The organism is Acinetobacter sp. R933-2 (assembly GCF_030325485.1).
GTDB classification, from domain to species: Bacteria; Pseudomonadota; Gammaproteobacteria; order Pseudomonadales; family Moraxellaceae; genus Acinetobacter; species Acinetobacter sichuanensis.
In genome coordinates this window covers 45,764-70,769 of sequence record NZ_JACAIJ010000019.1, presented here as the reverse complement: position 1 = coordinate 70,769, position 25,006 = coordinate 45,764, and the positions used below count along the sequence as shown (strand labels likewise).

The window sequence follows — 25,006 nt, the reverse complement described above, 5'->3', positions numbered from 1 at the left end:
GGTTACCCATGTGAGAGTAAGTCATCGCCAGCTTTTAAATCTAAAAGCCCCCTCAAAGCGAGGGGGCTTTTTTTATGGGGGAAGGAAAGGGAAATAAATTAAAATAATATATAGATAAATGATGCAGAGCATTATACTATTTTTTCTAAATACACTTGATGCGTATCATCATTTAAAATTAGATTATATTTTTTATGAGATTGATGTTGTGCAACACAAAGTTCACCAATAAAAAATAATTCATAGCCAAGATTAGTGGTTAGATATTTAATTAATTTCTCTTTTTTAGTTTTTTGTTTTTCCATATAGTCACCCCATATCTCAAGAAAAATAGGTGGATAATTACTCTGTTTTAACCACTTTTTTGCCCCTTTAATGACATCAAGTTCCATGCCTTCGACATCAATTTTAATAAGATCTGCAAAGGGTAATGCTAAATGATCTATTTTTTGTAAATTGACAGATTCATATTGTTTATTATGATGATAAGCAAAGTGATGTTCAGCTTGTTCAGCTCGGATTTTGGCATCTAAAGAGAGAGCTCCAACATTATTTTCTGTATGTAAATCTAAGATGGGTACTTCAATCGTGCCTTGTTTATTTCCAATCGCTAGGTGATAAGCATGACAAGTTTGTGTGAGATGATTGGCAAAAATATTTCCACAGAGTTGATAAAATACTCCTCGTTGTGCTTCGAAACTATGTACAACGCCTTGCCGTGATTGAATAAGTTTAGCAATTGGAATAGAAATAGCACCTAAATTTGCACCAATATCAATAAATACAGGTTCATCTATATCTCTTAAAAAATGTTCTGATAAAATTAAAGTAAATTGATCCCAATATTGTCCTTTTTTGATTTGTGTGCTGATTAAATCAGGTCCTGCAGTCAGTAAAAATTGTAAATTTTCTACAGGATATAATTTTACATTCAATGAATGTTTGTTTTGTTGTTCTAAATTATTTTCCATCTATTTTATTCCAAATGAAAAAAAAGAATTGCGATGTGTTTGTTTAAAATACAATGTGATAGATACATAATGCAATCTTTATTCAAGTAATTTCATTACATCTTCTTCAGTTAATTTTACTTCATGTTCATGGTCAGTGCTGAGAATTGACTGGGTTAATTGGGCTTTATTTTTCTGCAAAGCTAAAATTTTTTCTTCTATACTTTGATTTGTAATTAATTTATAAACAAACACAGGTTTATCTTGACCAATTCGCCAAGCTCGGTCAGATGCCTGATCTTCAGCCGCAGGATTCCACCATGGATCATAATGAATCACAGTATCGGCTGCTGTGAGATTTAAACCCACCCCTCCAGCTTTTAAACTGATTAAAAATACAGGGATATCACCAGATTGAAATGCAGTGATCACCTCATCTCGTTTTTTAGTTTTTCCAGTTAACTTAACATGCTTGATTTTTAAAGTAGTGAGTTGATTTTCAATAAGTTGTAGCATGGTGGTAAATTGTGAAAAAACTAAAATTTTACGCCCTTCTTCGACCATATTGGTAATCATTTCAATGAGTTGATCTAGTTTTGCTGATGGAATATTTTCATCTTTAAGATAGTCTAACTTTAATAAATGAGGGTGACAGCAGATTTGTCTGAGTTTTAATAGTGCACTTAAAATTTGAATTTGACTACGTTTAAAGCCTTGAGCCGCGATGAGTTCACGAATATCTTTTTGCATGGTTGCACGAACAGCTTCATATAGTTTTGACTGCTGTTCATTCATATCAATATTTACTTCAATCGTCGTTTTTTCTGGCAGCTCTTTAGCAACATCAGTTTTTAAACGGCGTAACATAAAAGGTTTAATACGAGAAACTAAGCGATTTTTGATTATTGTATCGCCTTCTTTTTCAATGGGCGTGCGGTATTTCTTATTAAATACGTCTTGTGTATATAAAAAACCTGGCATTAAAAAGTGGAATAATGACCAAAGTTCACCTAAATGGTTTTCTATCGGTGTACCTGTTAAACAGAGGCGATGCTGAGCTTGAATTTGTCTTGCCACTTGAGCCGCTTTTGCTCGTGGGTTTTTGATATTTTGTGCTTCGTCTAAAATAAGAATATGATATTGATATTTCAGGATATATTCTTCATCACGTCCTAAAAGTGGGTAGGTACTGAGAATAAGATCTGCATCTGGAATATTTTCGAAATGTTCAAGACGATTTTGACCTTGTAAGATTAAAACCTTTAATTCAGGTGCAAATTTTTCTGCTTCTTTGCGCCAGTTTTGCATTAATGATGTCGGTGCAATAATTAAAGCAGGATGTTGATCAAGTCTTCCCGCTTGTTTTTCGATCAACAAATGTGCCAATGTCTGTGCAGTTTTTCCTAAACCCATATCATCAGCAAGAATACCGCCGTGGTTGGTTTCACGTAAAAATTGTAACCAACCTAAGCCCTGTTGTTGATAAGGACGTAATTCACCTTGAAAGCCTTGAGGTGTTGCAATTTGTTGTTGGTAGCATTGATTGAGTTTATGAGCAAATTGGTATAAAGGTTCTGAAGTTTGCCATGGCATACCTAAAGTATGCTGTAAATCAATGAGTTGTGCTGCATCATAGCGATCAAATCCTGCTGAATCAGGATGTTGCAAGATCTCTTTAAGATAAATAAAAATAGGTTTAATTTCTTGTACTTTTAAGGTCAATTGTGGTTTTTGATCACCTAAATTTACGATAAAGTAGCCATCATCTTCTAATTCTTCAATGAATTCAGGATCTAACATAATTGGCATTTTAGACACAAGATATGCTAAAAGTTGGATGACATCATATGTATTGCCATCAAGGTCTTGAACCGTTGCACCGACTTCAAACCAGTTTTGTTTTTTTGTCGATTCGATTAAATTTAATTGAAAATTTTGTGTCGCTAATAATTGAAATAAGCTGTCAGGTGTATGTTCAACTTTCCATCCTAATTGTTCAATTTTATTTTCAGGAATCAGGTGATGAATCCAATCTTTTGGATCAGCACAAATGATTGAGTTTTCAGTCGTTGTGTCAAAGGCAGGACGCTTGTTTTTATTGATTTGTGTGAGCCATTGAAAAGAGGGAATTAATTTTTTTAAAGATTCAACTTGTTGTTTTTCAAATTTTAAATCACGTTGTTGTTTGACTGCTTTGTCATTCAAAATTTGAATGATATATTCCTCAGTGACTCCAGCTTTGATTCGTCCTGATGGATATTCAAATTCAATTTCAGCAATGGCATAGTGATGCATGTGGGTTAAACGATGATATTGTGGAAATCCACCAAAACGTATAATTGGAACGGGTTGTCCTGTGATGGTTTCGATATTTTGTGCCAAATGTGCTTGTGGTAGGTCTTCAAAAATCGAATAAGGCTGAATGACTTGTTCAAACTCAGCTAAAAGATCCGCAGGAAGTTGCGGCATATTGATTAATTCTTTAATCATTTCACTTGAATAAGAAGACTCTAATATGCCGACTTGATTTTTTAAAGTATCAAGGTAACTTAAAGGATGTGAATGAATAATATAAATATTTTGGTTGTGCTCAGTTGTTAATCTTTGATGATTTTGATCAAAAAATTGTGCCTTTAATTTTTCAGTCTGTTGTTTAGGGTGTGAATACCAATCAAACTCAAGTTGATAAAGTTCATCTGACCAGACTAAAGCAGGATTCTGAGTATTTAAATTATAACAAACACCTTTTTGAACCACCATTTTGAGTTGTTCTTGGTAGATACCTGAAATGTCCCATGTTGAAGGATAGTTGTAGCTACTTGTGTTATTGAAGTTTAATTTTGCAAAAAAATAGAGATGATTAAAAATATTTTTGTCTTCATTGGAGACTTTTAAGCGACCATTCGGCACATTGTCATAACTGGTATAGTGTTCAGTTTTACTGATATGACCATCTTTGGTACGACGTGCTTTATTGACAATTAATTGTAATTTTTTTGAGTTTTTCTTTGGCTCAAAAACATAAACTAATTGTGGCAATGTTGCTGTTTTTTTTGATTTTTCTATAGCCAATTGCTGACGAAATTGTTCTAACCATGCTTTGGCTGTGTAATGTGTAGCATGATTTTTCTGCGCTTGGTTTGCATGATTATTTGTTTGTTTGTTTAGTGTTTTTTGATATTGATGATCGTAATAATAACGTGCTAATGCTGCCGCATGTTTACAATTAAAACCGACAGGGCAACTACATTCGTTATCTGTAATTTTATTGGTGCTTAGGTCAATACGAATAAAAGTGTCATACCAATCTGTACCTTTAATTTGAGTTTCAATCTCCAAATAATTATTTTCAAGATGTGTATCTAAATTTGCCAATTCAATTTTTTTCACATAATTTAAACTGCGTTGAATGGTTGCAGTACTAAAGTGAGATAAAAATTGAGATAGTGTGATCATCAGTACATCATATAAAAACAAATAACCTGAGATTGTAATCGTATTTTATTGAATAAAAAATAAATATTTTACGTAGAGCTGGAGTAATCTTGGCTAAAACATTCATATTGAAAAAGCTAACTTGGACATTTTCGCAACTTAAAAATATTCAAAATCTGTCAAGATAAGTCTTTGAAGATAAAATAAGGATATTGATTATAATGACGCCTAATCCAGTTTATTACACAGAACAACATTTCGCATTTGCAGATTCAGTTCGTAAATTTGTTCAAAATGAACTTATGACGCATATTCATGAATGGGAAGAAGCCGAAACTTTTCCACGTGAACTTTATAAAAAAGCAGCTGATATTGGATTACTTGGATTAGGATTTGATGAAAATTATGGTGGTATTGCAGAGACAGATGCATTTCATGTTTTATTATCCTCGATTGAATTAGCAAAAACAGGTTCAGGTGGTTTGTGCGCATCATTGCTTTCACACTCCATTGGTGCACCACCGATTAATCATTTTGCATCTGCTGAAATTAAAGAAACTGTTTTAACGAAAATATTGACAGGTGAAAAAATTTCTGCTTTAGCAATTACAGAACCCACTGGCGGCTCAGATGTCGCAGCATTAAAAACCAAAGCTGTTCGGGATGGAGATGATTATATTGTCAGTGGGGAAAAGACCTTTATTACTTCGGGAATGCGAGCAGATTATTATACGGTTGCAGTGCGTACTGACCCCGATGCCAAAGGTCCGAATGGTATTTCCATGTTATTGATTGATGCGCATAGTGAAGGGATCAGCAAATCTAAACTTGATAAAATGGGCTGGTGGGCTTCAGATACCGCACATTTACATTTTGACCATGTCCGTGTCCCTGCAAAAAATTTGTTGGGTGCTGAAAATATGGGCTTTCTTGTGATTATGAATAATTTCAACATGGAACGTTTTTTTCTTGCAGCCAGTAGTTATGGTTTTGCTTTGACCTGTTATGAAGAAGCTTTAGAATGGGCAAAAGAGCGTAAGACTTTTGGCAAACGCTTGGTCGATCATCAAGTGGTTCGTCATAAGCTGGTGGATATGGCAACTCGATTGACCACGACACGTACTTTACTTGAAGATACAGCTTATCGTTTGGGGCGACCTGAATTGCAAGGCAATGAACTGATTGCGCAAATTTGTATGCTGAAAAATGTTGCAACACAAACCATGCAGTTTTGTGCAGATGCAGCAGTGCAAACACTGGGTGGAATGGGCTTTATGCGTGGTACAAAATCTGAGCGTATTTACCGTGATGTCAAAGTAAATATGATCGGTGGTGGCGCTGAAGAAATTATGAAAGACCTTGCGAGCCGTCAGTTAGGGTACTAGTTTGCTTGAAGCTTTAAAATCAATGCGGTGAAAATTTTCACCGCATTTCATATGTGATATTAAAAAATATTTAATTGAGTGTTGCTAGTTCTTCTAATGTCACCTGATGAATTTCAAAAATTGGTTCTTTCAGCAAAGCATTGAGTGATTTGATCCAATTAAATGAGTCTTGGTCAGTAAAACTTTTGACTTTTAATTGTTGATTTTCATAACTAAGCCAAAAATTGTCATGAATGAGTTGTTGTAATAATGTGGGTGAATCACTCAGCTCTTCTAATGAACCATTCAACTCAAGTTTTAAATCACCAAAAAATTCGTTAATGGTTTGTTCTTTCCAATAATCTTCAACATAGTTTTTATCATCAAATAAAAATAGTTCATTTTGACCTGTTAAGAGTACGGATTCTTCAGGTGTAGAGGCATATACATAGCTTTGGGTTGCTGGGTTAAAAAGTACGTAATTCGGTAATGAATCATCAATTTCGATGAGCTGATAATGCAAAATACCTGAAAGTTTAGCAAACTCAAAAGCATCATCTTCATTCATTTCGGGAATTGATTCACCATCAAATTCTTCGCCCGTTTTTTCTAAGATAAAGGCTTCAATGGCTTCATATTGTTGGTCATCACCTTCGCCATTTGCAATGGAAAAATTATAGTAATCATCTTGATATAAGGCACGTACAATCAACTTTTTGTACTGCTGTTCGGCTTCAGTTTTGTCACTATAAACTGCTTTAATTGCCCCTTGCATTGCCCAATCAAGCACATACCATTCATCATTATAGCCGAATGATTGATGGCGAATCACATATTTGTTATTACTCATCTTCTTCTCCATTGCTGATTTTATTGAGTTGTTCTAAGGTAATTTGTCTAACTTCAAAAATCGGTTGTTTTAATAATGCATTGAGTGCTTTTAATTCGGTAAAGTGAAGGTCATCCCAGTCAATATTTACAATACTGTTTCGATCTTCTGCATATACAATATTTGGGGTATTCGTCGCTAAAGTTTTTAGTATTTCAGGGCTATCGCTGATTTGGTCTAAAGTTTTATCAAAAATATGAACGTTAAAATCATATTCAAAAAGACTCAGTTCAAAATTTTCAAGCGTACTAAAATTTTCATCTGTACTATCAAAAGTATTGTTATATTCTCCTTTGAGATAATCATTTTGTGTATTTGACCAAAGAATATAAATCGGTTGATTATCTTCAAATTCAAGCAATTGATACCATAAAATACCTGAAAGCTTGGCAAATTTAAAAGCATCATCCTCACTCATTGGAGGGAGGGTTTCAAACTCGTCAATGTCATCTAAATTTTCATCTTCTTCAAGTTCAACTTCTATATTGTTTTCTACAATAAATTCATAAGCTTGCTGTGCAATTTCAGTATCACCATTATATTCGTATAAGCTATCTTGTTGATATAAAGCTTCTACAATCAGCGTTTTATAGGCTTGTTCAGCTTCTTGCTTATTGTCATAGATGGCTTGAATATGTCCAAGCTCAGTATTATAAGTACTGAAATATTCATCATTGTAGCTAAAGTTATTTTGGCGAATAACGTATTTAGTGGTCATGTTACTCTTCCTCAAAGCGAAATGGTTGTGGGTCGGTTAAATTAAGTGGTTTTTCGAGTTGATATATTTCTTCTAGTGTTAAGTTACGAATTTCTTTAAGAATAGGGTGTTTTAAAAAGGGATTAATGAGTGCAATATCTTTGAGTTTTATGATGAGCTCAGTGTCGTAATATTTGAGATCAGGATGATTTTCGATTAGATTTTTCAATAATAGTGGGCTATCACTTAGTTCTTCTAAACGACCTCTTAAGGTAATACTATGCTCAAAAGCTGTATCAGTAGAGGGAGAGACCTCGGCAAGCAAAGGATCATTGTCGATAAAATTGGCAGTAATAAATTCGTTACTTTTTAAGTCGTAATCTGCTGTACATGCATTAGATTCATATTGTTGTTGTGAAAGGTCAAAAACAACCTGCTGTTTTAAGGCTTTAGGGTATTCATATAGTCCATATACATGGCAGTTTAATTGTTGAATAATATCAAAAAGTTCATCGACAGATTTTTGAGCTAAAAGAGATTGCTGACCGTGATATTCCTCAGTGGCATATTCGCAATACATGATGTTTTCAAAGTTAGCTAAATGACTAAAGTCATATTCTCGTTGCTTCCACGCTTGAATGGCATGTTCTTTCTCCGTAAATATATCGGTTATATGACCGATATGATCGGTGTGGTTTAACATCGGCTGATACCATTCATCGGTATACCAAAAAGATAAATGACGAATTATATAAATTTTGTCTTGCTGAAACATGGCATTTTCCTGTTAAGCAATTTTTGTTTTCAATTCTTGAAGTTTTAATGCACTTGGTGGAACAACCGTGCCATTGTCCATCCACAGTTCAAAACGCATCGGATTGAAAAACATGGCAGGGCTGATATCAAACTCGATGAACTTGGCTTCACTTTTGCCCATCATGGGTAAAATAGTGTTAATAAACCAACTGTTATGTGTGATCAGTAAAGACTTGAGCTGACCTGTCACTGACAAGGGTGAAAGTAGAGTGGCTGAAAGTTTTGGGTCATCAATGACTTCGGTATGGAATTTTTCTAAGCGTTTGGCTAAACCTTCGGTTGGAATATCTTGCATTGCTGCCACAAAATCGCCCAAAGTTGGAATAAAGCGATGATGAAAATCCACCAATAAATGATCTTTTTCACAAAGGTCTTTGACTTCAATACTTGAGCCTGCACTGTTTTGAAAATGATGACCAAAAATTGGAATAATGACTTCTTGCACACCCCAAAAAGTATGCAAAATTCGATGGCGGTTGTCGGTACAGAGCATTTTAGTGCTGTCGATTAAGGCGTGAATGTCGATATAATCTTCGAGTTCGCCACCCCTGCGTTTTTGTGAAATTTGAGCATGTTGTACTGGATTCATTGTTTTAGTTTAATTGTTTTAAAGTCAGTAGATTAGCAAAAATGAATGACAATAAAAATAACTTTTAAATCGGCTGCGTTAAGTCATGTCGTTTAGTTTTTTATTTAGATCGTTCCGTTAATTCGATGATATGTCGATCATGATTCATAATGACTGCTCGAAAGCCAAATGAAGTGAGTTGAGGCTGTAATATTATTTTTTCAATATCAATCATATTTTTCAGTAATTCAACTAAGTTTTCAACGTGAAAACCTAATCTTATATTTTGCGTTAAATTGCTTAGATCAGTGGCGGCAGGATATATTTCAAAAACGAGTCCATTCATCATACAAGAATAATGTTGAGGTCCTTTTCCATGTTGTTCTGTTTGGAATTCAAGTCCAAATTGGCGATAAAAATTTTTAGATCGTTCGATATTTTCTACTTTTAGAACGATGAGATTGATAAGCATAGGTATACTCGTTAATTGGGTTCAATGATCTTATTCATTTTACCTCATCACCATTTCCCAAACCATTTCCGTCAATTGCTCCAAAGAAATTTTGCCATTGGGGTTATACCACGTCACCGTCCATGCAATCGCACCACCGAGTAAACGTCGCCAAATAAAAGCATCATGCTGAATTTTATTTTGTAGGCGTAATTGTTCAATGACATTAAGCCAAATTTGCTCATAATCATGACGCAGTTTCAACAATTCATCCTGACGTTCTTTTGACAGCGCAAACCATTCATAGACCAAAACCGCCATTGCCGAACCTGTGTCGCCTGTAATGGAGGTCAATTCTGCTTTGATTAAATGCTTCAATTGTTGCTCAGCATCCTCTGATTGTGCAGTGGCATCCAACAAACGAGCATGGTTATAAATGATGGTTTCGTGCATCACATTGGCAAGAATATCATCCTTACTTTTAAAATGATGAAACAAACTACCCGACTGAATCCCAATAAAATTTGCCAACTCACGCACTGTGGTTTTTTCATAACCTTGCTTATGAAACAAATAGGCAGCGCCTTGTAATAAACGCCCACGAGCACTTGCATCGAAGCAGGCAATCGGTTGAATTTCATTTATGGAGCAGGCAATCATTGGTATTTTTTCCAAATAAATGAATGATTTATGATTTTTTATAGCAAAATAAACACATTTGCCAATTCAGCATAACATTTTGTACTTTACAAACCAAGCGCTTGCTTGGTAGATTGGAGTATAAATTTTATTCACAACAATGAAAACAATCGAGCTGTGGAAAGGGTGCGAAAATGGAAGATCAACGTATAGTCAAAATTGGATGTGCTTCTGGTTTTTGGGGAGATACCAATACCGCCGCATTCCAATTGGTGCATTTATCCGATATCAATTATTTAGTCTTTGATTATCTTTCAGAAATTACCATGTCCATTATGGCAAAAGCCATGATGACCAATCCTGAACATGGCTATGCGCTCGATTTTGTCAGTCGTGTCATGACGCCATTGCTGAAAAAAATCAGTGATAAAAAAATTAAAGTGATCAGCAATGCAGGTGGGGTAAATCCATTGGCATGCCGTGATGCTTTACAAAAAGTCATTGAAGCACAGGGTCTGAATTTAAAAGTGGCTGTGGTGTTGGGTGATGACCTGATGTCGAATTTGGCTGAATTGAAGAGCCAAAATATCAAAGAAATGTTTAGTGGTGAGGATCTACCAAGCCATTTGGCAAGTTGTAATGCTTACCTCGGTGCGATTCCCATTCGAGATGCGTTGGCAGCAGGCGCAGATATTGTGATTACAGGGCGTGTGGTCGATTCAGCCGTTGTACTTGCACCTTTGATGCATGAATATCAGTGGTCAGTTGATGATTATGACAAGCTTTCACAAGGTTCATTAGCTGGACATATCATTGAATGCGGTGCGCAATGTACAGGTGGTAATTTCACTGACTGGCGTCTGGTTGAAGGCTTTGACAATATGGGCTTTCCCATTGTAGAAGTCAAAGAAGATGCCTCTTTTATTGTCACGAAACCCAAAGGTACAGGCGGTTTGGTTTCAACCGCAACGGTTGCCGAACAGATTGTTTATGAAATTGGCAATCCGCAAGCTTATTTATTACCTGATGTAAGCTGTGATTTCAGTCAGGTCAAATTAGAACAAGTCGCTGAGCACCGAGTTTTAGTGACGGGAGCGACTGGTCGTGCACCGACACAATCTTATAAAGTGAGTGCGACCTATCCTGATGGTTACCGTGTTTTAGTCAGTTTCTTAATCGCAGGGCGTGAAGCCCCTGAAAAGGCACAAATCATTGCCGATGCCATTTTAACGAAATGTGAACGCGTTTTAGCTTTGCGTTCTGTTCCACCATTTCAAGAAAAATCGGTTGAAATTTTGGGTATAGAAAGTACCTATGGGGCAAATGCACGACATACCGAAAGCCGTGAAGTCGTGGTAAAAATTGCCGTGAAACACATGTTTAAAGAAGCTTGTATGTTCTTTGCTTCGGAAATTGCACAAGCCTCTACAGGCATGGCACCTGCATTGGTAGGGATTGTTGGTGGTCGTCCAAAAGCATCGCCTGTAATTAAACTTTTCTCTTTCCTTGTTGATAAATCCAAGCTGAATGTTGAAATAGACATCAATGGTCAACGTCAAAATGTAGAGATTCCGCAAGGTTTGGCAGATCAATCATTCACACAACTACCCGTTGGTGAGGTAGCGCAATTTACAGGTGATGAGGTTGAAGTGGCATTGGTCGATATTGCCCATGCGCGCAGTGGCGATAAAGGCAATCACAGTAATATCGGTGTCATCGCACGTCAGCCTGAGTTTCTACCGTGGATTCGTGCCAATTTAACTAATGAAAATGTCGCGGAATATATGCAACACGTGCTCAATCCTGAAACCAGTCAAGTGATTCGCTATGAGATTGAAGGTTTTAATGCCTTAAATATTCTTTTGGAAAATGCTTTAGGTGGTGGCGGTATTGCTAGTCTGCGTATTGACCCGCAAGGAAAAGCATTTGCACAACAGTTGTTGGATATGACGGTGAAAGTGCCGAAGGGATTGGTTAAATAAAAGCTCCTTCTCCCTCAGGGATGAGGACTGAAAGTCCGCAAGGGGATGAGGGGAATTCATGAAAAGTCTTTTTGAAATTCCCCCCTCCCTTGCGAAGCAGTGCTTCTCATCCCTCAAAGGTGGAAGAAGTTTTATTAAAACACCTCTCCCTAACCCTCTCCTGAAAGAAGAGGGAACTATGGAAGTCAAAGAAAACACATTGGAAATAACCTCTCCCTGACCCTCTCCTAAGAGGAGAGGGGATTTAAGAAAACACATTGGAAATAAAAAATGCATTATCACTCAATATTTAGATCAGATGCTTTTCAGGACAAAGTCGTTATTGTGACAGGTGGTGGCTCAGGCATCGGGCGTTGTACCGCACATGAGTTGGCGGCATTGGGCGCGCAAGTGGTGATCACAGGTCGCAAGATTGAAAAATTGGAAAAAGTCAGTGCTGAAATCACGGAAGATGGTGGCAAGGTTCATTTCATTGTCTGTGATAATCGTGAAGAGCAACAAGTCAAAGACATGATTGCTGAAGTGATTGAAAAATTTGGCAAGCTCGATGGCTTGGTGAATAACGCAGGCGGTCAATTCCCTTCAAATTTAGAAGGCATCTCGGCAAATGGTTTTGATGCAGTGATCCGTAATAACCTGCATTCAACATTTTACTTAATGAAAGAAGCCTATAACCAATGGATGGCAAAACATGGTGGCAGTATTGTCAATATGGCGGCAGACATGTGGGGCGGAATGCCGGGTATGGGGCACTCAGGTGCGGCACGTTCAGGCGTGGATAATCTGACCAAAACTGCTGCAGTGGAATGGGGGCGTTCCGGCGTTCGAGTCAACTGTGTTGCACCGGGATGGATTGTGTCCTCAGGTATGGACAATTATTCGGGTGATTTTGCCAAATTTATTATTCCAAGTCTTGCTGGTAACGTGCCTTTAAAACGGATGGGCACGGAGTCGGAAATTTCATCAGCAATTGTTTATCTATTGTCAGAAGCTGCGGGTTTTGTTTCGGGGATGACCATTCGCATCGATGGTGCTGCTTCACTCGGTACGCGTATGTATCCACTTGCTGATGCGACTAATAGTGTCTCGTTCAATGGTTTCCATCGTGCCTTTATTCCAGATGTATTGAAGTCACAATTGGAAGAGCAAACACAACACAATAAATCTACAGGGGAAAATTCATGACGATTCTCCAATCTGAAATTGCTGTGGGTAGTGAGCAATTTGAACAGAATAAAGAAGCCTTGCTTGCACAGATTGCAGAAATTCGTGCAGTACAAAATAAAAGTATTGAAAAATCTTATGCAGCAAAGCCGAAGTTTGATAAACGAGGCAAAATCTTACCACATGAACGTGTTCGTCTTATTTTAGATGCAGATTCACCTTTTGTAGAACTATGCGGTTTGGTCGGCTATGGCATGCATGATGATAAAGATGGTTCTGATGCAGGTGGGGGAATTCTTGCAGGAATTGGATTTGTCAGTGGTGTACGCTGTTTAGTCACAGCAAGCAATAGCGCAATTAAAGGTGGCACAATTTCCCCGATGGGTGTCCGTAAAACGCTACGTATCCAAGAAATTGCCATGAAGCAAAAACTTCCTGTCGTGGCTTTAACTGAAAGTGGTGGGGCAAACCTAACCTATGCGGCAGAAGTATTTACTGATGGTGGTAAAACTTTTGCTAATCAAGCACGTATGTCAGCAATGGGTATTCCACAGATTTCTGTGGTACATGGTAATGCTACAGCAGGTGGTGCCTACCAACCGGGTTTATCTGATTATGTGATTTCAGTGCGTAAAAAGACCGAGATGTTTTTAGCTGGACCACCTTTGTTATTGGCTGCAACAGGTGAAGTGGCAAGTGCTGAAGAATTGGGTGGTGCCGAAATGCATGCTCAAGTTGCAGGTACTGCAGAATATTTAGCTGAAAATGATGCTGATGGTTTACGAATCGCTCGTGAAGTTCTTGAGCATTTAAATTGGAAAGAACAAACGTATTCACTGGATGAAAACTATAAAGAACCACGTTACGCCATTGAAGAACTACTGGGCATTATTCCCACTGATCCAAAACAACCTTTAGAGATGAAAGAGATTATTGCCCGTCTGGTCGATGATTCAGACTTTCTCGAGTTTAAACAAGAATACGACTCACATACGGTATGTGGATGGTCAAAAATCGGTGGTTTGAATGTCGGGATCATAACTAACAATGGCCCAATTACCACACAAGGTGCGGCAAAAGCGGCACAATTTATTCATCTTTGTGAGCAGACACAGCGACCGTTATTATTTTTGCATAACACCACAGGTTTTATGGTGGGAACAGATGCGGAGCAGAACGGCATTATTAAACATGGTTCTAAATTGATCCAAGCAGTAACCAATTGTACCGTTCCAAAAGTCTCGATCGTGGCACATGGTTCTTATGGTGCAGGGAACTATGCGATGTGTGGTCGTCCTTTAGATCCAGATTTTATTTTTGCATGGCCAAACTCTCATGTCGCTGTGATGGGTTCTGCACAGGCAGGTAAGGTTCTACGTATTGTGGCTGAAGAAAAGCAAAAAGCTGCGGGCATAGAACCCAATGCACAAATGTTAGATTTTCTAGAACAAAGTACAGCGGTCAAATTAGAGCAGCAATCTACTGCTTTATTTAATACGGCAATGCTGCATGATGATGGCATTATCGACCCACGAGACACACGTAAGGTACTTATTTTTCTATTTAAAACAATTTATGAGTCAAGAGCTCGTCAATTGAATACATCAAAATTTGGCGTATCCAGATTTTAAAAAATCAAAAATTGATCGTTGAAAAACGATCATATGGAACAGTAAAAATAAATTTAGGACAAAACAATGAAATTTACTCCAGAACATGAAGCGCTACGCCGTACCACACGCCAGTTTGTAGAAACTGAATTAAACCCTTATATCCCAACTTGGGAAGCGGAAGGTATTTTTCCGATTCACGATGTATTTAAGAAAATGTCAGATCTGGGTTTATTGGGCATTTGTAAACCTGAAGAAAATGGTGGTTTAGGTTTGGACTATTCCTATAACTTGGTGGTTGCAGAAGAGTTGGGACGAGCAGCATGTGGTGGTGTACCGCTTGCGATTGGTGTACAAACCGATATGGCAACGCCTGCATTGGCACGTTTTGGCAGCAAAGAATTACGAGATGAGTTTCTGACGCCTGCCATTGCAGGTGAGTATGTGGCTTCGATTGCAGTTTCAGAAGTGCATGCAGGTTCAGATGTTGCAGCCATTAAAACTACAGCAAAAAAAGACGGTGATGATTACATCATCAACGGCAGTAAAATGTGGATCACCAATTCATTACAAGCGGATTTCTTCTGCTTACTTGCTAATACATCTGACGACAAACCGCACGTCAATAAATCAATGATTATTGTGCCTGCAAAAAGTGCGGGAATCAGTTTTTCAGAGCCATTAAATAAACTCGGAATGCGCTCTACCACAACCGCACAGGTTTATTTTGACAATGTCCGTGTGCCACAACGTAACTTAGTCGGTGCTGAAGGCATGGGCTTTATGATGCAAATGATGCAGTTTCAGGAAGAACGCATGTGGGCAGCGGCAAATGCGATTGGCGGTTTAGAACATGTGATTAAACAAACCATTGAATATACCAAAGAGCGTACCACATTCGGTCAACCACTGATTAATAACCAATATGTACATTTCCGTTTTGCAGAAATGATGACGGAAGTCGAAGCCTTGCGTGCTTTGACCTATCGTGCCTGTCAGATTCATTTGGAAGGGGGCAATGCCACTGAAATTGCATCTATGGCAAAACTCAAAGCAGGTCGTTTAACTCGTGAAGTTGCTGATAGTTGCTTACAGTTTTGGGGTGGCAATGGCTTTATGTGGGATAACCCTGCTTCGCAACTGTATCGTGATGGTCGTTTAGGTTCAATTGGTGGAGGTGCAGATGAAATCATGCTCGGCATTATTTGTAAATTGATGGATATTTTGCCATCAAAGCGTAAATAAGGAGAATCAGTATGACACTTTCAGCCTCTCTCACTTCACAACAATTTGATGACAGTATTGAACTGGAACAATCAGGCAGTATTTTAACGTTATGGTTAAACCGACCTGAAAGCCGCAATGCCATGAGCTTGAATATGGTCAAAGCCATTCAGCAAGTCTTTAAAAGCATTGAAAATGATCTGTCGATCCGTGCTGTGATTCTGCGTGGTAAAGGAGGACATTTCTGTGCAGGGGGTGACATTAAAGACATGGCGCAACTGCGTGGCGAAGCTGCGAATGTGGGTTCAAACCAACCTTATGCAGATTTTAACCGTCAATTTGGTTATATGATCGAACAGGTGGATCAAGCACCACAAACTGTTGTTGCGGTACTTGAAGGCGCAGTTTTAGGTGGTGGTTTTGGTTTGGCATGTGTGTCAGATGTCGCTATTAGTCTTGCAGATGCAAAATTTGGTTTGCCTGAAACAGGGTTGGGGGTGATTCCTGCACAGATTGCGCCTTTCGTGGTGAAGCGTATTGGTTTGACTCAAGCACGTCGTTTGGCATTATTAGGTAATCGTTTTGATGGAAAAACTGCACTTAAAGTCGGTGTAGTGCATGAAGTTGCAGATCAACTTGAAAGTTTAGAGTTATTATTGGCTGAAACGATTCAGCAAATTAAACGAGCAGCTCCACATGCATCTCGTGCAACCAAAGCCTTATTACACCGTACTTTAAATGAACCTTTACATCGTTTATTGGATGATGCTGCACAGCAATTTGCCAATGCAGTCAGTGGTGAAGAAGGGATGGAGGGCACGATGGCATTTATTCAAAAACGCAATCCAAGTTGGTTTGATGGTGGGTAGGTAATTGCTTTTTGCAATACTAAAAAATTGAATATTGATCACGATGGAAGCTCCGTTTAGGACATTTTTTCTCTTGTGCCATATCTGGTTCAGAGATGGGATTAGGATGAGGGGAATTTTCATATAAATCCTCACCCTCTTGCGCGTAACTACGCTCATCCTTTAAAAAGGAGAGGGGACTTCCATTGTGAATTAAATATTAATCACAAGTTGACTGACTCAAAAAGTCGAATATAAAACCAAGAATAGGGAAAACGAGAATGGCATTTTCAAAAGTATTGGTGGCGAATCGTGGTGAAATTGCTGTTCGCGTGATGAAAACAGCACAAGCAATGGGCTATGAAACTGTAGCGGTGTATTCCGATGCAGACCGTCATGCACGTCATGTACAAGTTGCCGATGAAGCTGTATATATCGGCGCTTCAAAAGTTTCAGAATCTTATTTGTCGATTCAAAATATAATCGACGCCTGTAAAAAAACAGGTGCTGATGCAGTCCATCCGGGTTATGGATTTCTGTCTGAAAATACAGATTTTGCAGCCGCATGTGCTGAAAATGGGATTACCTTCATTGGTCCACCTGCGCCTGCAATTGAACTGATGGGCAGTAAGCGTCTTTCAAAAATCGCGATGATTCAAGCAGGTGTGCCATGCGTCCCCGGTTATGAAGGTGATCAGCAAGAGATTGAATATTTAGAACAACAAGCCAATCAAATTGGTTATCCATTGATGGTCAAAGCCTCGGCAGGCGGTGGCGGACGAGGAATGCGTTTGGTGCAAAGTTCAGCGGATATTGTTGAAGCATTGAAAACAGCACGTTCTGAAGCAGAAAATGCCTTTGGTTCAGGTGAGCTCATTCTTGAGAAAGCGGTGATCGCACCACGTCATGTGGAAATTCAAGTGTTTGGTGATACGCATGGCAATTATGTCTATTTATTTGAACGTGATTGCTCGATTCAACGTCGCCATCAAAAAGTCGTGGAAGAAGCACCGTGTCCTGTCATGACTGAAACTTTACGTCAAAAAATGGGCGAGGCAGCCGTTGCCGCAGCGTGTTCATGTGACTATGTCGGTGCAGGAACAGTTGAGTTTTTACTCGACCAATCAGGTGAATTTTATTTCTTGGAAATGAATACACGTTTGCAAGTAGAACATCCTGTGACTGAGTTAGTAACAGGTTTAGACTTGGTTGAGTGGCAACTCCGTGTTGCGAATGGTGAGAAATTACCCTTACAACAGTCTGAGCTGATATTGAAAGGTCATGCGATTGAAGTGCGTTTATATGCAGAAGATCCACGTCAGGACTTTTTACCACAAACAGGGCAAGTACTGCGTTGGATCCCTGCGGATTTACCGAATGTGCGTATTGATCATGGTCTTCGTCCACAAGATGAAATCAGTCCTTTCTATGATCCAATGGTGGCGAAAGTCATTGCTTATGCTAAAACGCGTCAAGATGCAATTCGTTTACTGGCACGTGCAGTTGATGACTGTGTATTACTGGGGGTAAACAGCAATAAACAATTTCTGGTCAATTTGCTCAGACATCCGATTATTGTCAAGGGTGATACTAATACCGCTTTTATCCAGGAACATTTCCAAGATGATGTGAGCTTGCATAAACAAACTTTGAGTTTAGAGCATTTGGCGATTACAGCGGCTTTATTCACCAATGCGTCAAGCAATAGTAGTTGGAATACGGGCATCGCATTGTCTTTACCTTTGAAATTAAAGCATGATGATCAGCAATTACAGGTTTTGGTGAAACGTGATCAAAATCAGGTTGAAGTTGAAATTTGCGGTCAGACTTTTGCCATTCAAATTCTTGAGCAGACTGCACAAAAACTGATTTACGATGCCAATGGCGTGCGCCGTTCAATAGACTATGTTTTGGATGGTAATCATCTGTATTTGGATGCAGTGAATGGCAATATCAGTATTGAAAATGCGACCTATGCGCCACCTGAAACCTCGGATGTAGCAGGGGATGGCAAGATTCGGGCGCCGATGGATGGTGCAATGATTAATATTTTGGTGAGTGTTGGTGATACTGTAACAAAAGGTCAGACTTTAATTGTATTAGAGGCGATGAAAATTCAGCAACAAATTAAATCAGATAGTGATGGTATTGTTGAGGAAATCATTGCACAAATTGGTCAACAGGTGAAAAAGCGCCAAGTTTTACTGAATATTGCATTTACTACACAATAAAGATTGATTAAAGAGCAAAATAAAAGCCATTTCACTTGAAATGGCTTTTAAAAATTATTTATGAACCATGTGCTGCAATCTTATTGCTTGCTGTTTTTAGGTTATAAAGTAATTGTCCTAATAAAATATCTTTTGCTGCTAAGGTCACTAAAACCATAGGATGCTTGGCACATGGAACTGCTGTTAAAACAGCTTTACCATTTTCTGCATCTAAAGTTAAACTCTGGCAACCTACGAGTTCAATTTCACCTAAAAATGCGCTGACCATGGCTAAAATAGAACTACTTACCGCAGCGAGTTTACTTGAATTGTATTTATTTATTCTATAAACAGAGCATAATTCAAAACCATCAGTGGAGCATGCCATGACAAAGTTGATGCCTTTTACATTCATCAGTACATCATGAATTTGTGCTTTGGTAAATTCGATCAGCTCATCTGGTGCAGTGCGCTGTTCAGCAATATTCAGCATATAAGTTCCCTATAAGTACTTGATTTCTAGAGTGGTAATTAGTGTTTCAATTAATAATAAAACATGATCTTTAAGACGCGCATCAACCAAAAACAATGGATAATTTAAATTATTTTCAGTTAACCAAGTTCGATATTGATGAGTAGAAGTTTCAGTATTTTCATCAACATGAGTTATACCAATAACAATATTTTCACCATAACTTTTAAAGATATCAATGTAATATTTTAACTCATGTAAGCTATCTGGATGGCTATGATCAATCAGAATAATAGTTCCGATCGCACCTTGACATACAACGCCCCACATAAAATCGAAACGATCTTGTCCAGGTGTACCATACAATCCAATTTTATTGCCATCTTCTAAAGTGATTTCACCATAGTCAATACCAACGGTGGTATTGAGTTTTTTATGACGTTCTTGATCTGTATTAAATGCTTCAGTTTCTAAGATTGAAATTTCAGAAAGTGTTTTAATGGCTTCGGTCTTACCTGACCCCATAGAGCCTGCAAAAACAATTTTATATTTTTGAATGATCATAAGTCGTCCTATTAAAAACCAAAGCGACGTTTTAATTTGCCAAAAAAGCTACGTAGCCCATTCACTTCTTGTTGATTTTTCTCTTGTTGGTTTGCATCTTGATCAAATTTACATTCTTTGGCACTCACTAATTCAGCATTCTGAATTGCAAGATTGGCAGTAATAAACCGTTGTACGAGAGGTAATTCGAGACCTAGTTTGGTAGCAACATGTTGAATTTCTGCACCTTGCATAAAACAAGCCGAAAGTTGCAAAATAATTTTTCGGTCTTCAGAGGTAGGTTGAGGCCAAAACTTTAATTTAAAATAGGCAAGCTCATATGGCGGCACACATAAATTTGGTGAATTCCAGACCAAAGCAAATAACCAATTTTCAAGGTTATCTTGGTGTTTTCTAGAAATTTCAATAAAATCTTCAATAGTTGCAGGCGCATATTGTAATGAGCCATTGGTTTGCCAAAGTGTGCGTTTAGGGTTAATCCATGCTAAGTGCATATGATGATCAATAATTGCTAAACTACCTAATTCATCAAATAGATGAACTTTACGTTGAAAATGATCATATACATCAGTAATGAACTGTACATCTAAAGGCGCTAAGTTTTGTTGTAAAACTGGCTGTTCAGGCACAACAATCGCTTGAGGTTGTTCTTCTATTGGTGGTGGTTGGAGAGCACTCAAAACATTCTGCTGAATCCAGTCTTTTAAAGGTGCAATATCTTGGATAGGCAGATAGAGCATATTGTCCTCAATACGCGTTTGCACACACTCATCTTTAGACACTTTTAAATAGGCTAAATTTTTTCCAAAGATAATTTTCTGAATATTCTCAGTTTCAAAAAAGAATTCGTGAATTAAAACAAGTTGAATATCTTCATCGTTCATTTTTCCCCAATAAATTTCAAAAAATTGAGGAATGACTTCTCGTAGTTTTATTTTTAGCTTTTCAGTCGTAACTAAACCCAGTCCAGAGATTGCGATATTGATACGAGGTTTGTTCATAATATCACTTTAAGAAAAATTAAAAAAACGCGGGCACCTTTTATATAAATGAAATTTAAAAAAACCAGATCTATACATCATCATTCCTTATATTCAAAGAAATAGAACCGCTCATGGAGAGAAAAGTCTCTCATATAAGCTTTACCGTCTTTATAAAAGAAACTTAATGTTTATAAACTATAGTTTTATATGTGTTTTAAATCACGTTTTTATAAATTACGTGATGAAAAATACATTTATTTAAAAATCAAAGATATAATATAGAATTATTATATTAGAGATATGCTTTAAAGCAATCATATTTATTGACTATTTTAGCTGATTTTTAAGTTTTTCTTCATTAATTTTGAAAAAATATTTGGATTTATTTTGCAGAAATATATAAAAAAGAAAACTACAAAAAGCGGGTTAAGCCTGATGTAGTTGTCTTAAAAGAGACGATTTTAAAAAGTCTACAATCTTAAGTTTAAGCAAAAACTTTTTGTAATGCTTCAAACAAAATCCAAAGTACAACAAGAGCAACGATTGGTTCAAAAATTTTTGCCCAAGTTGGATTCAGTTGTGCAGTTGGTTCAAGGGCTAAAGGTTCAGCTTGAGTATGCTCTTTTTGCATATTGACCATGAGATTAAACTCCTTCATTGTTTCATCTAATGATATCTGTTCCTGCTCAATAGTTTTAGAACCTTTTAGCTCTTTTAGGTCATTGGTTAACCAAACCCAATCATCAGCATGACCTGCCAAATGTTCTACTTGCCCTAAAATTAGTTCACGCAGACCACGTTGACCAAAACTGCCTGTTTCATCAAGCTGCTTGATTTCTTTTAACTGAAACTCTAAGAGCTCAATAATCACTTGTTCTAATTCTGTCTTATTTAAACGAGAACGATTATGCGGCGAAGTTGTTAAATGACGGGCAACCTCTTGAACATATAAATGATCTAGACGTTGAATTTCCTGATAAACCACATTTTCATTTTGTTTCCATAAGCTAACGAGTTTACCTAAAGTTAAAGCATTAATTTCAAGTAAATACGTTCTTCTTTCATCAGGAGAATATTGGTTGAGAAGCTGAGGCTTTTGGATCTTAATCTGCTCAGCAAAATATTGTACGAGATCAAAAGCCATGTAGCTCTCCTTATTTTATATGAACGTTTTTAATCTAAAAGTCTTAATGTTGGTTTTTTCTTTGGTGTTTCAACTTCTTCTGTTGTGTTTGATTCTGAAGTTTCTTCACGAGTTTCAACATTAGCATATTCTTCAGGATCAAAAAACAAGCCTTGTCCATTTTCACGTGCATATAAACCTAAAACAGCATTGATTGGTACATAAATATCTTTAGAAACACCACCAAAACGTGCTGAAAAAGTAATGGCTTCATTGCTCATATTGAGCATGTGTACAGCATGCGGCACAATATTGAGTACAATTTGCCCATCTTGGATAAACTGGGTGGGAACATCTGTATAGGGTTGAGTTGCATCTACAAGTAGATAAGGGGTGAGATTATTGTCGCAAATCCATTCGTATATTGCACGAGCGAGATATGGGCGAGTTGGGCTAAGATTAAGTTCTGATTCAGACATGAGAAATTGCTCTATTCTTTGGCTAAAAAGGCTTGAAAACGATTTTTTTCTTGAAGTGTCATCGACTTTTGAAAGCTAGGACGATTAAAAATACGTTGACAATATAAGTGAATTGGGCGGCATTGCTGTTTGGGTAACTCAATTCCCATCTGCTTTAACCGTATAAAAATAGGTGCCAACATACAATCTAAAATTGTAAAGCTTTCAGACATGAAATAAGGAAAATGCTGAAAAAGTGGAGTCAGTGAAATTAAGGTATCTTTTAACTGTTTCTGTGCTTTTTTTTGTGCTTCAACATTAAGTGTGTCAGCATGACATAACATAATATCCGCAAGTTTGAGCCAATCTTGTTCAAAGCGCCAAATATATTGACGTTGTTCGGCACGAGGTGCAGGTGCATCAGCATAAAGTTTATTTTGACGATAACGATCATCAATATATTCAGAAATAATCGCAGTATTAAAAAGTTTTAAATCATTTTCGATGAGCATGGGCAGTTGATTGTATGGATTTAAGCTTGCTAAGTCTTCATCGTCCTCATCAACAATAATCAAGTTATGTTTAATTTGTTTCTCTGTTAGGACAAACCGTACCCAATGCGAGCGAAAATCATCTGCATGACTATAAAGTGTAATCCCTTGCAATTGTGTGTTTTCGAGGTTCATATTCCAAAAACTGAGCTGCGTGAATAGGATAGGATACTAAAATTAGACAGCAAAATCACGGAAACAATGTTATTTCACAATAAAACGAGAGAAAAGAAATACCAATGCTAAAAATTATAATTTATCTCTTTATTTTGATTGGAATGATCTGTTTAGGCACAGCAAATGGGTATTTTAGTCGTGCATTTTGGCGTAGTGAAGCATTGTGGTTAGACGAGGATGATTTTGATGAAGATGTTGATCGTTGGATGAGGTACGGAAATCTTGCTTTGAAAATCAGTATGTGGAGTTTTGTCGTTGCTGTATTGCTTGGTGTGTTTTATTGGGTCTTAAAGATGTAGCCTTTTAGAACATAAAAAAACCTCGGCAAAAGCCGAGGTTTTTTGTCCGATTCGGAAAACGAATTAACGTTTAGAGAATTGAGGACGTTTACGAGCTTTACGTAAACCAAGTTTCTTACGTTCAACTTCACGAGCATCACGAGTAACGAAACCAGCTTGACGAAGAGCAGGTTTTAAAGTTTCGTCAGCAGCGATCAATGCACGAGTAATACCGTGACGGATAGCGCCAGCTTGACCACCGATACCACCACCAGCAACAGTGATGTAAAGGTCATATTTTTCAGTAGCGTCTAAAAGCTCAAGTGGTTGGTTAACAACCATACGAGCAGTTTCACGACCGAAGTACTGTTCAAGAGTACGGTTGTTGATTACGAGTTTGCCTGTACCAGCTGACAAGAAAACACGTGCAGTTGCGGTCTTACGGCGACCTGTACCATAATTAGTAGCCATGTGCTGTATCCCTTAGATGTCCAAAACTTGTGGCTGTTGAGCAGCGTGTGGATGCTCAGTACCTGCATACACTTTCATTTTCTTGATCATTGCATAACCAAGAGGACCTTTTGGTAACATACCTTTAACTGCTTTTTCAAGAACAAGTTCAGGTTTGTGAGCGATTAACTTTTCAAAGTTAGTTTCGCGGATACCACCAGGGAAACCAGTGTGGCGATAGTATTTCTTATCAAGTGATTTTTTACCAGTCACTTGAACTTGCTCAGCATTGATAACAACGATGTAGTCACCAGTGTCAACGTGAGGCGTATAAGAAGTTTTGTGCTTACCGCGTAAACGACGAGCGATTTCAGTCGCAAGGCGACCTAAAGTTTTGCCAGAAGCATCAACAACGTACCAGTCGTGTTGAACTTCAGCTGGCTTAGCGCTGAGAGTTTTCATTAAACCACTACCTATTATAGTTGGTTTGGACTATGGAATCTGTCCAAACAAAAGGAGCGCGAATTCTACCTGAAACTTGAAGAATCCACAATCGAAATATAGAATTTCAGGTGCTGAATTATATTAGTTGTCTGTTTAAAAAGCAAAGTTTAGTTTAGAAAAATGCCATAAAGTTTTGTAATAAATATTGGAATTGTGATGTATGTTTCAAAAAAACAAAAACGGTTAAGTAATAACAAAAATCATTGAAAATAAATATTCTGCTAAAAATGGAGGGGCTACTATTGTTTTGTTGAAAAATTGCAGTTCTCTCGGATTGTGGAATAAATATATTGGGTTGCAATGTGAAACAAGCTTTTTAATGTTGAATTATTTTGAGTTGAAGTGGTAGAAATGTTAAGGTAAGCCCATAAAACAAAAGTAAATGTTATCAAATGAATATTACGGAAATTCGCCAGTTTTTACATACATTTAGCTGGTTGTTCATCTCTTTTTTTGTGTTTTTATATATCTTGGCATTAGCTTTAAATCTATATTTATGTAAATTCTCACATTCCTATATAAAAATTGTTCCTGAGAGCACTACTGATGATTCAGGTTTAGTGTTGTTGGGAGGCATTTTACTCATCATATTTGTATTT

At 37.5% G+C, this 25,006-nt stretch carries 24 protein-coding genes; 8 read left to right on the top strand and 16 right to left on the bottom strand.

The window, feature by feature from the left end:
- Positions 1-131 precede the first annotated feature (131 nt).
- A complete protein-coding gene (locus HX005_RS17275; RefSeq protein ID WP_286378305.1) occupies positions 132-971 on the bottom strand; it encodes an FkbM family methyltransferase in 840 nt (279 codons plus the stop codon).
- A gap of 78 nt (positions 972-1,049) precedes the next feature.
- Positions 1,050-4,406, bottom strand: coding sequence for a DEAD/DEAH box helicase (locus HX005_RS17270; protein WP_286378304.1), 3,357 nt, complete (start codon positions 4,404-4,406; stop codon positions 1,050-1,052).
- A 200-nt stretch (positions 4,407-4,606) separates the two neighbouring features.
- Here HX005_RS17270 and HX005_RS17265 point away from each other — a divergent pair, with 200 nt between their 5' ends.
- Positions 4,607-5,770: an acyl-CoA dehydrogenase family protein gene (locus HX005_RS17265; RefSeq protein ID WP_286378303.1), complete on the top strand. Its 1,164-nt coding sequence runs from the start codon at positions 4,607-4,609 to the stop codon at positions 5,768-5,770.
- 70 nt (positions 5,771-5,840) lie between these two features.
- Here the strand turns inward: HX005_RS17265 and HX005_RS17260 are convergent, their stop codons facing one another.
- From HX005_RS17260 to HX005_RS17235, 6 genes are all read right to left on the bottom strand, one after another.
- Positions 5,841-6,599 (bottom strand): hypothetical protein, encoded by a 759-nt coding sequence (locus HX005_RS17260; RefSeq protein WP_286378302.1) that lies wholly within the window; start codon positions 6,597-6,599, stop codon positions 5,841-5,843.
- On the bottom strand, positions 6,592-7,356 hold the full coding sequence (locus tag HX005_RS17255; protein ID WP_286378301.1) for a hypothetical protein: 765 nt from the start codon (positions 7,354-7,356) through the stop codon (positions 6,592-6,594). Before HX005_RS17255 ends, HX005_RS17260 begins: the two co-directional genes overlap by 8 nt.
- Position 7,357: 1 nt before the next feature.
- Positions 7,358-8,110, bottom strand: coding sequence for a hypothetical protein (locus HX005_RS17250; protein WP_286378300.1), 753 nt, complete (start codon positions 8,108-8,110; stop codon positions 7,358-7,360).
- Positions 8,111-8,122: 12 nt separating this feature from the next.
- The gene (locus HX005_RS17245; RefSeq protein ID WP_286378299.1) at positions 8,123-8,740 is read right to left on the bottom strand and encodes a DUF6915 family protein; all 618 of its coding nucleotides are present in this window, start codon (positions 8,738-8,740) and stop codon (positions 8,123-8,125) included.
- Between the two features lie 100 nt (positions 8,741-8,840).
- A complete protein-coding gene (locus HX005_RS17240; protein ID WP_286378298.1) occupies positions 8,841-9,191 on the bottom strand; it encodes a VOC family protein in 351 nt (116 codons plus the stop codon).
- Positions 9,192-9,230: 39 nt separating this feature from the next.
- Positions 9,231-9,830, bottom strand: a complete 600-nt coding sequence (locus HX005_RS17235; protein WP_286378297.1) for a TetR/AcrR family transcriptional regulator — start codon at positions 9,828-9,830, stop codon at positions 9,231-9,233.
- Between the two features lie 173 nt (positions 9,831-10,003).
- On the opposite strand from HX005_RS17235, the gene HX005_RS17230 reads away from it, so the two are divergent.
- From HX005_RS17230 to HX005_RS17205, 6 genes are all read left to right on the top strand, one after another.
- Positions 10,004-11,791 carry an acyclic terpene utilization AtuA family protein gene (locus tag HX005_RS17230; protein WP_286378296.1) on the top strand — a complete coding sequence of 596 codons (1,788 nt, stop codon included), beginning with the start codon at positions 10,004-10,006 and terminating at the stop codon, positions 11,789-11,791.
- A gap of 270 nt (positions 11,792-12,061) precedes the next feature.
- Positions 12,062-12,976 carry an SDR family oxidoreductase gene (locus HX005_RS17225; RefSeq protein ID WP_286378295.1) on the top strand — a complete coding sequence of 305 codons (915 nt, stop codon included), beginning with the start codon at positions 12,062-12,064 and terminating at the stop codon, positions 12,974-12,976.
- The gene (locus HX005_RS17220; RefSeq protein ID WP_286378294.1) at positions 12,973-14,586 is read left to right on the top strand and encodes an acyl-CoA carboxylase subunit beta; all 1,614 of its coding nucleotides are present in this window, start codon (positions 12,973-12,975) and stop codon (positions 14,584-14,586) included. The genes HX005_RS17225 and HX005_RS17220 overlap by 4 nt, the downstream gene beginning before the upstream one ends.
- A 66-nt stretch (positions 14,587-14,652) precedes the next feature.
- A complete protein-coding gene (locus HX005_RS17215) occupies positions 14,653-15,810 on the top strand; it encodes an acyl-CoA dehydrogenase family protein (RefSeq protein ID WP_286378293.1) in 1,158 nt (385 codons plus the stop codon).
- Positions 15,811-15,821: 11 nt separating this feature from the next.
- Entirely contained in the window at positions 15,822-16,658 is an 837-nt protein-coding gene (locus HX005_RS17210; RefSeq protein WP_286378292.1) for an enoyl-CoA hydratase/isomerase family protein, read from the top strand.
- Positions 16,659-16,918: 260 nt separating this feature from the next.
- A complete protein-coding gene (locus HX005_RS17205) occupies positions 16,919-18,868 on the top strand; it encodes an acetyl-CoA carboxylase biotin carboxylase subunit (protein ID WP_286378291.1) in 1,950 nt (649 codons plus the stop codon).
- A 58-nt stretch (positions 18,869-18,926) separates the two neighbouring features.
- On the opposite strand, the gene HX005_RS17200 is transcribed toward HX005_RS17205, so the two are convergent.
- The 6 genes from HX005_RS17200 to HX005_RS17175 all read right to left on the bottom strand — a co-directional run bounded on the left by HX005_RS17200 (position 18,927) and on the right by HX005_RS17175 (position 23,133).
- The gene (locus tag HX005_RS17200; protein ID WP_107008105.1) at positions 18,927-19,340 is read right to left on the bottom strand and encodes a roadblock/LC7 domain-containing protein; all 414 of its coding nucleotides are present in this window, start codon (positions 19,338-19,340) and stop codon (positions 18,927-18,929) included.
- Positions 19,341-19,349: 9 nt separating this feature from the next.
- A complete protein-coding gene (locus HX005_RS17195) occupies positions 19,350-19,883 on the bottom strand; it encodes a GTP-binding protein (RefSeq protein WP_107008106.1) in 534 nt (177 codons plus the stop codon).
- An 11-nt stretch (positions 19,884-19,894) separates the two neighbouring features.
- Complete coding sequence (locus HX005_RS17190; RefSeq protein WP_286378290.1) at positions 19,895-20,884, bottom strand: hypothetical protein; 990 nt, start codon at positions 20,882-20,884, stop codon at positions 19,895-19,897.
- Between the two features lie 466 nt (positions 20,885-21,350).
- Positions 21,351-22,010, bottom strand: coding sequence for a hypothetical protein (locus tag HX005_RS17185; protein WP_286378289.1), 660 nt, complete (start codon positions 22,008-22,010; stop codon positions 21,351-21,353).
- Between the two features lie 29 nt (positions 22,011-22,039).
- Positions 22,040-22,468 carry a ClpXP protease specificity-enhancing factor gene (locus tag HX005_RS17180; protein WP_107008109.1) on the bottom strand — a complete coding sequence of 143 codons (429 nt, stop codon included), beginning with the start codon at positions 22,466-22,468 and terminating at the stop codon, positions 22,040-22,042.
- An 11-nt stretch (positions 22,469-22,479) separates the two neighbouring features.
- Positions 22,480-23,133: a glutathione S-transferase N-terminal domain-containing protein gene (locus HX005_RS17175; protein ID WP_286378288.1), complete on the bottom strand. Its 654-nt coding sequence runs from the start codon at positions 23,131-23,133 to the stop codon at positions 22,480-22,482.
- A gap of 104 nt (positions 23,134-23,237) precedes the next feature.
- Here HX005_RS17175 and HX005_RS17170 point away from each other — a divergent pair, with 104 nt between their 5' ends.
- The gene (locus tag HX005_RS17170; RefSeq protein WP_286378287.1) at positions 23,238-23,474 is read left to right on the top strand and encodes a hypothetical protein; all 237 of its coding nucleotides are present in this window, start codon (positions 23,238-23,240) and stop codon (positions 23,472-23,474) included.
- 63 nt (positions 23,475-23,537) lie between these two features.
- Here the strand turns inward: HX005_RS17170 and rpsI are convergent, their stop codons facing one another.
- Together rpsI and rplM are read right to left on the bottom strand one after the other, a co-directional pair.
- On the bottom strand, positions 23,538-23,924 hold the full coding sequence (gene rpsI / locus HX005_RS17165) for a 30S ribosomal protein S9 (protein ID WP_286378286.1): 387 nt from the start codon (positions 23,922-23,924) through the stop codon (positions 23,538-23,540).
- Between the two features lie 12 nt (positions 23,925-23,936).
- Positions 23,937-24,365, bottom strand: coding sequence for a 50S ribosomal protein L13 (gene rplM / locus HX005_RS17160; protein ID WP_107008114.1), 429 nt, complete (start codon positions 24,363-24,365; stop codon positions 23,937-23,939).
- Positions 24,366-25,006: the final 641 nt, after the last annotated feature.

Excerpts from the sequence above, each read along its gene's own strand:
- HX005_RS17275 (WP_286378305.1), bottom strand. The coding sequence starts at position 971 with ATGGAAAATAATTTAGAACAACAAAACAAACATTCATTGAATGTAAAA.
- HX005_RS17270 (WP_286378304.1), bottom strand. The coding sequence starts at position 4,406 with ATGATCACACTATCTCAATTTTTATCTCACTTTAGTACTGCAACCATT.
- HX005_RS17265 (WP_286378303.1), top strand. The coding sequence starts at position 4,607 with ATGACGCCTAATCCAGTTTATTACACAGAACAACATTTCGCATTTGCA.
- HX005_RS17260 (WP_286378302.1), bottom strand. The coding sequence starts at position 6,599 with ATGAGTAATAACAAATATGTGATTCGCCATCAATCATTCGGCTATAAT.
- HX005_RS17255 (WP_286378301.1), bottom strand. The coding sequence starts at position 7,356 with ATGACCACTAAATACGTTATTCGCCAAAATAACTTTAGCTACAATGAT.
- HX005_RS17250 (WP_286378300.1), bottom strand. The coding sequence starts at position 8,110 with ATGTTTCAGCAAGACAAAATTTATATAATTCGTCATTTATCTTTTTGG.
- HX005_RS17245 (WP_286378299.1), bottom strand. The coding sequence starts at position 8,740 with ATGAATCCAGTACAACATGCTCAAATTTCACAAAAACGCAGGGGTGGC.
- HX005_RS17240 (WP_286378298.1), bottom strand. The coding sequence starts at position 9,191 with ATGCTTATCAATCTCATCGTTCTAAAAGTAGAAAATATCGAACGATCT.
- HX005_RS17235 (WP_286378297.1), bottom strand. The coding sequence starts at position 9,830 with ATGATTGCCTGCTCCATAAATGAAATTCAACCGATTGCCTGCTTCGAT.
- HX005_RS17230 (WP_286378296.1), top strand. The coding sequence starts at position 10,004 with ATGGAAGATCAACGTATAGTCAAAATTGGATGTGCTTCTGGTTTTTGG.
- HX005_RS17225 (WP_286378295.1), top strand. The coding sequence starts at position 12,062 with ATGCATTATCACTCAATATTTAGATCAGATGCTTTTCAGGACAAAGTC.
- HX005_RS17220 (WP_286378294.1), top strand. The coding sequence starts at position 12,973 with ATGACGATTCTCCAATCTGAAATTGCTGTGGGTAGTGAGCAATTTGAA.
- HX005_RS17215 (WP_286378293.1), top strand. The coding sequence starts at position 14,653 with ATGAAATTTACTCCAGAACATGAAGCGCTACGCCGTACCACACGCCAG.
- HX005_RS17210 (WP_286378292.1), top strand. The coding sequence starts at position 15,822 with ATGACACTTTCAGCCTCTCTCACTTCACAACAATTTGATGACAGTATT.
- HX005_RS17205 (WP_286378291.1), top strand. The coding sequence starts at position 16,919 with ATGGCATTTTCAAAAGTATTGGTGGCGAATCGTGGTGAAATTGCTGTT.
- HX005_RS17200 (WP_107008105.1), bottom strand. The coding sequence starts at position 19,340 with ATGCTGAATATTGCTGAACAGCGCACTGCACCAGATGAGCTGATCGAA.
- HX005_RS17195 (WP_107008106.1), bottom strand. The coding sequence starts at position 19,883 with ATGATCATTCAAAAATATAAAATTGTTTTTGCAGGCTCTATGGGGTCA.
- HX005_RS17190 (WP_286378290.1), bottom strand. The coding sequence starts at position 20,884 with ATGAACAAACCTCGTATCAATATCGCAATCTCTGGACTGGGTTTAGTT.
- HX005_RS17185 (WP_286378289.1), bottom strand. The coding sequence starts at position 22,010 with ATGGCTTTTGATCTCGTACAATATTTTGCTGAGCAGATTAAGATCCAA.
- HX005_RS17180 (WP_107008109.1), bottom strand. The coding sequence starts at position 22,468 with ATGTCTGAATCAGAACTTAATCTTAGCCCAACTCGCCCATATCTCGCT.
- HX005_RS17175 (WP_286378288.1), bottom strand. The coding sequence starts at position 23,133 with ATGAACCTCGAAAACACACAATTGCAAGGGATTACACTTTATAGTCAT.
- HX005_RS17170 (WP_286378287.1), top strand. The coding sequence starts at position 23,238 with ATGCTAAAAATTATAATTTATCTCTTTATTTTGATTGGAATGATCTGT.
- rpsI (WP_286378286.1), bottom strand. The coding sequence starts at position 23,924 with ATGGCTACTAATTATGGTACAGGTCGCCGTAAGACCGCAACTGCACGT.
- rplM (WP_107008114.1), bottom strand. The coding sequence starts at position 24,365 with ATGAAAACTCTCAGCGCTAAGCCAGCTGAAGTTCAACACGACTGGTAC.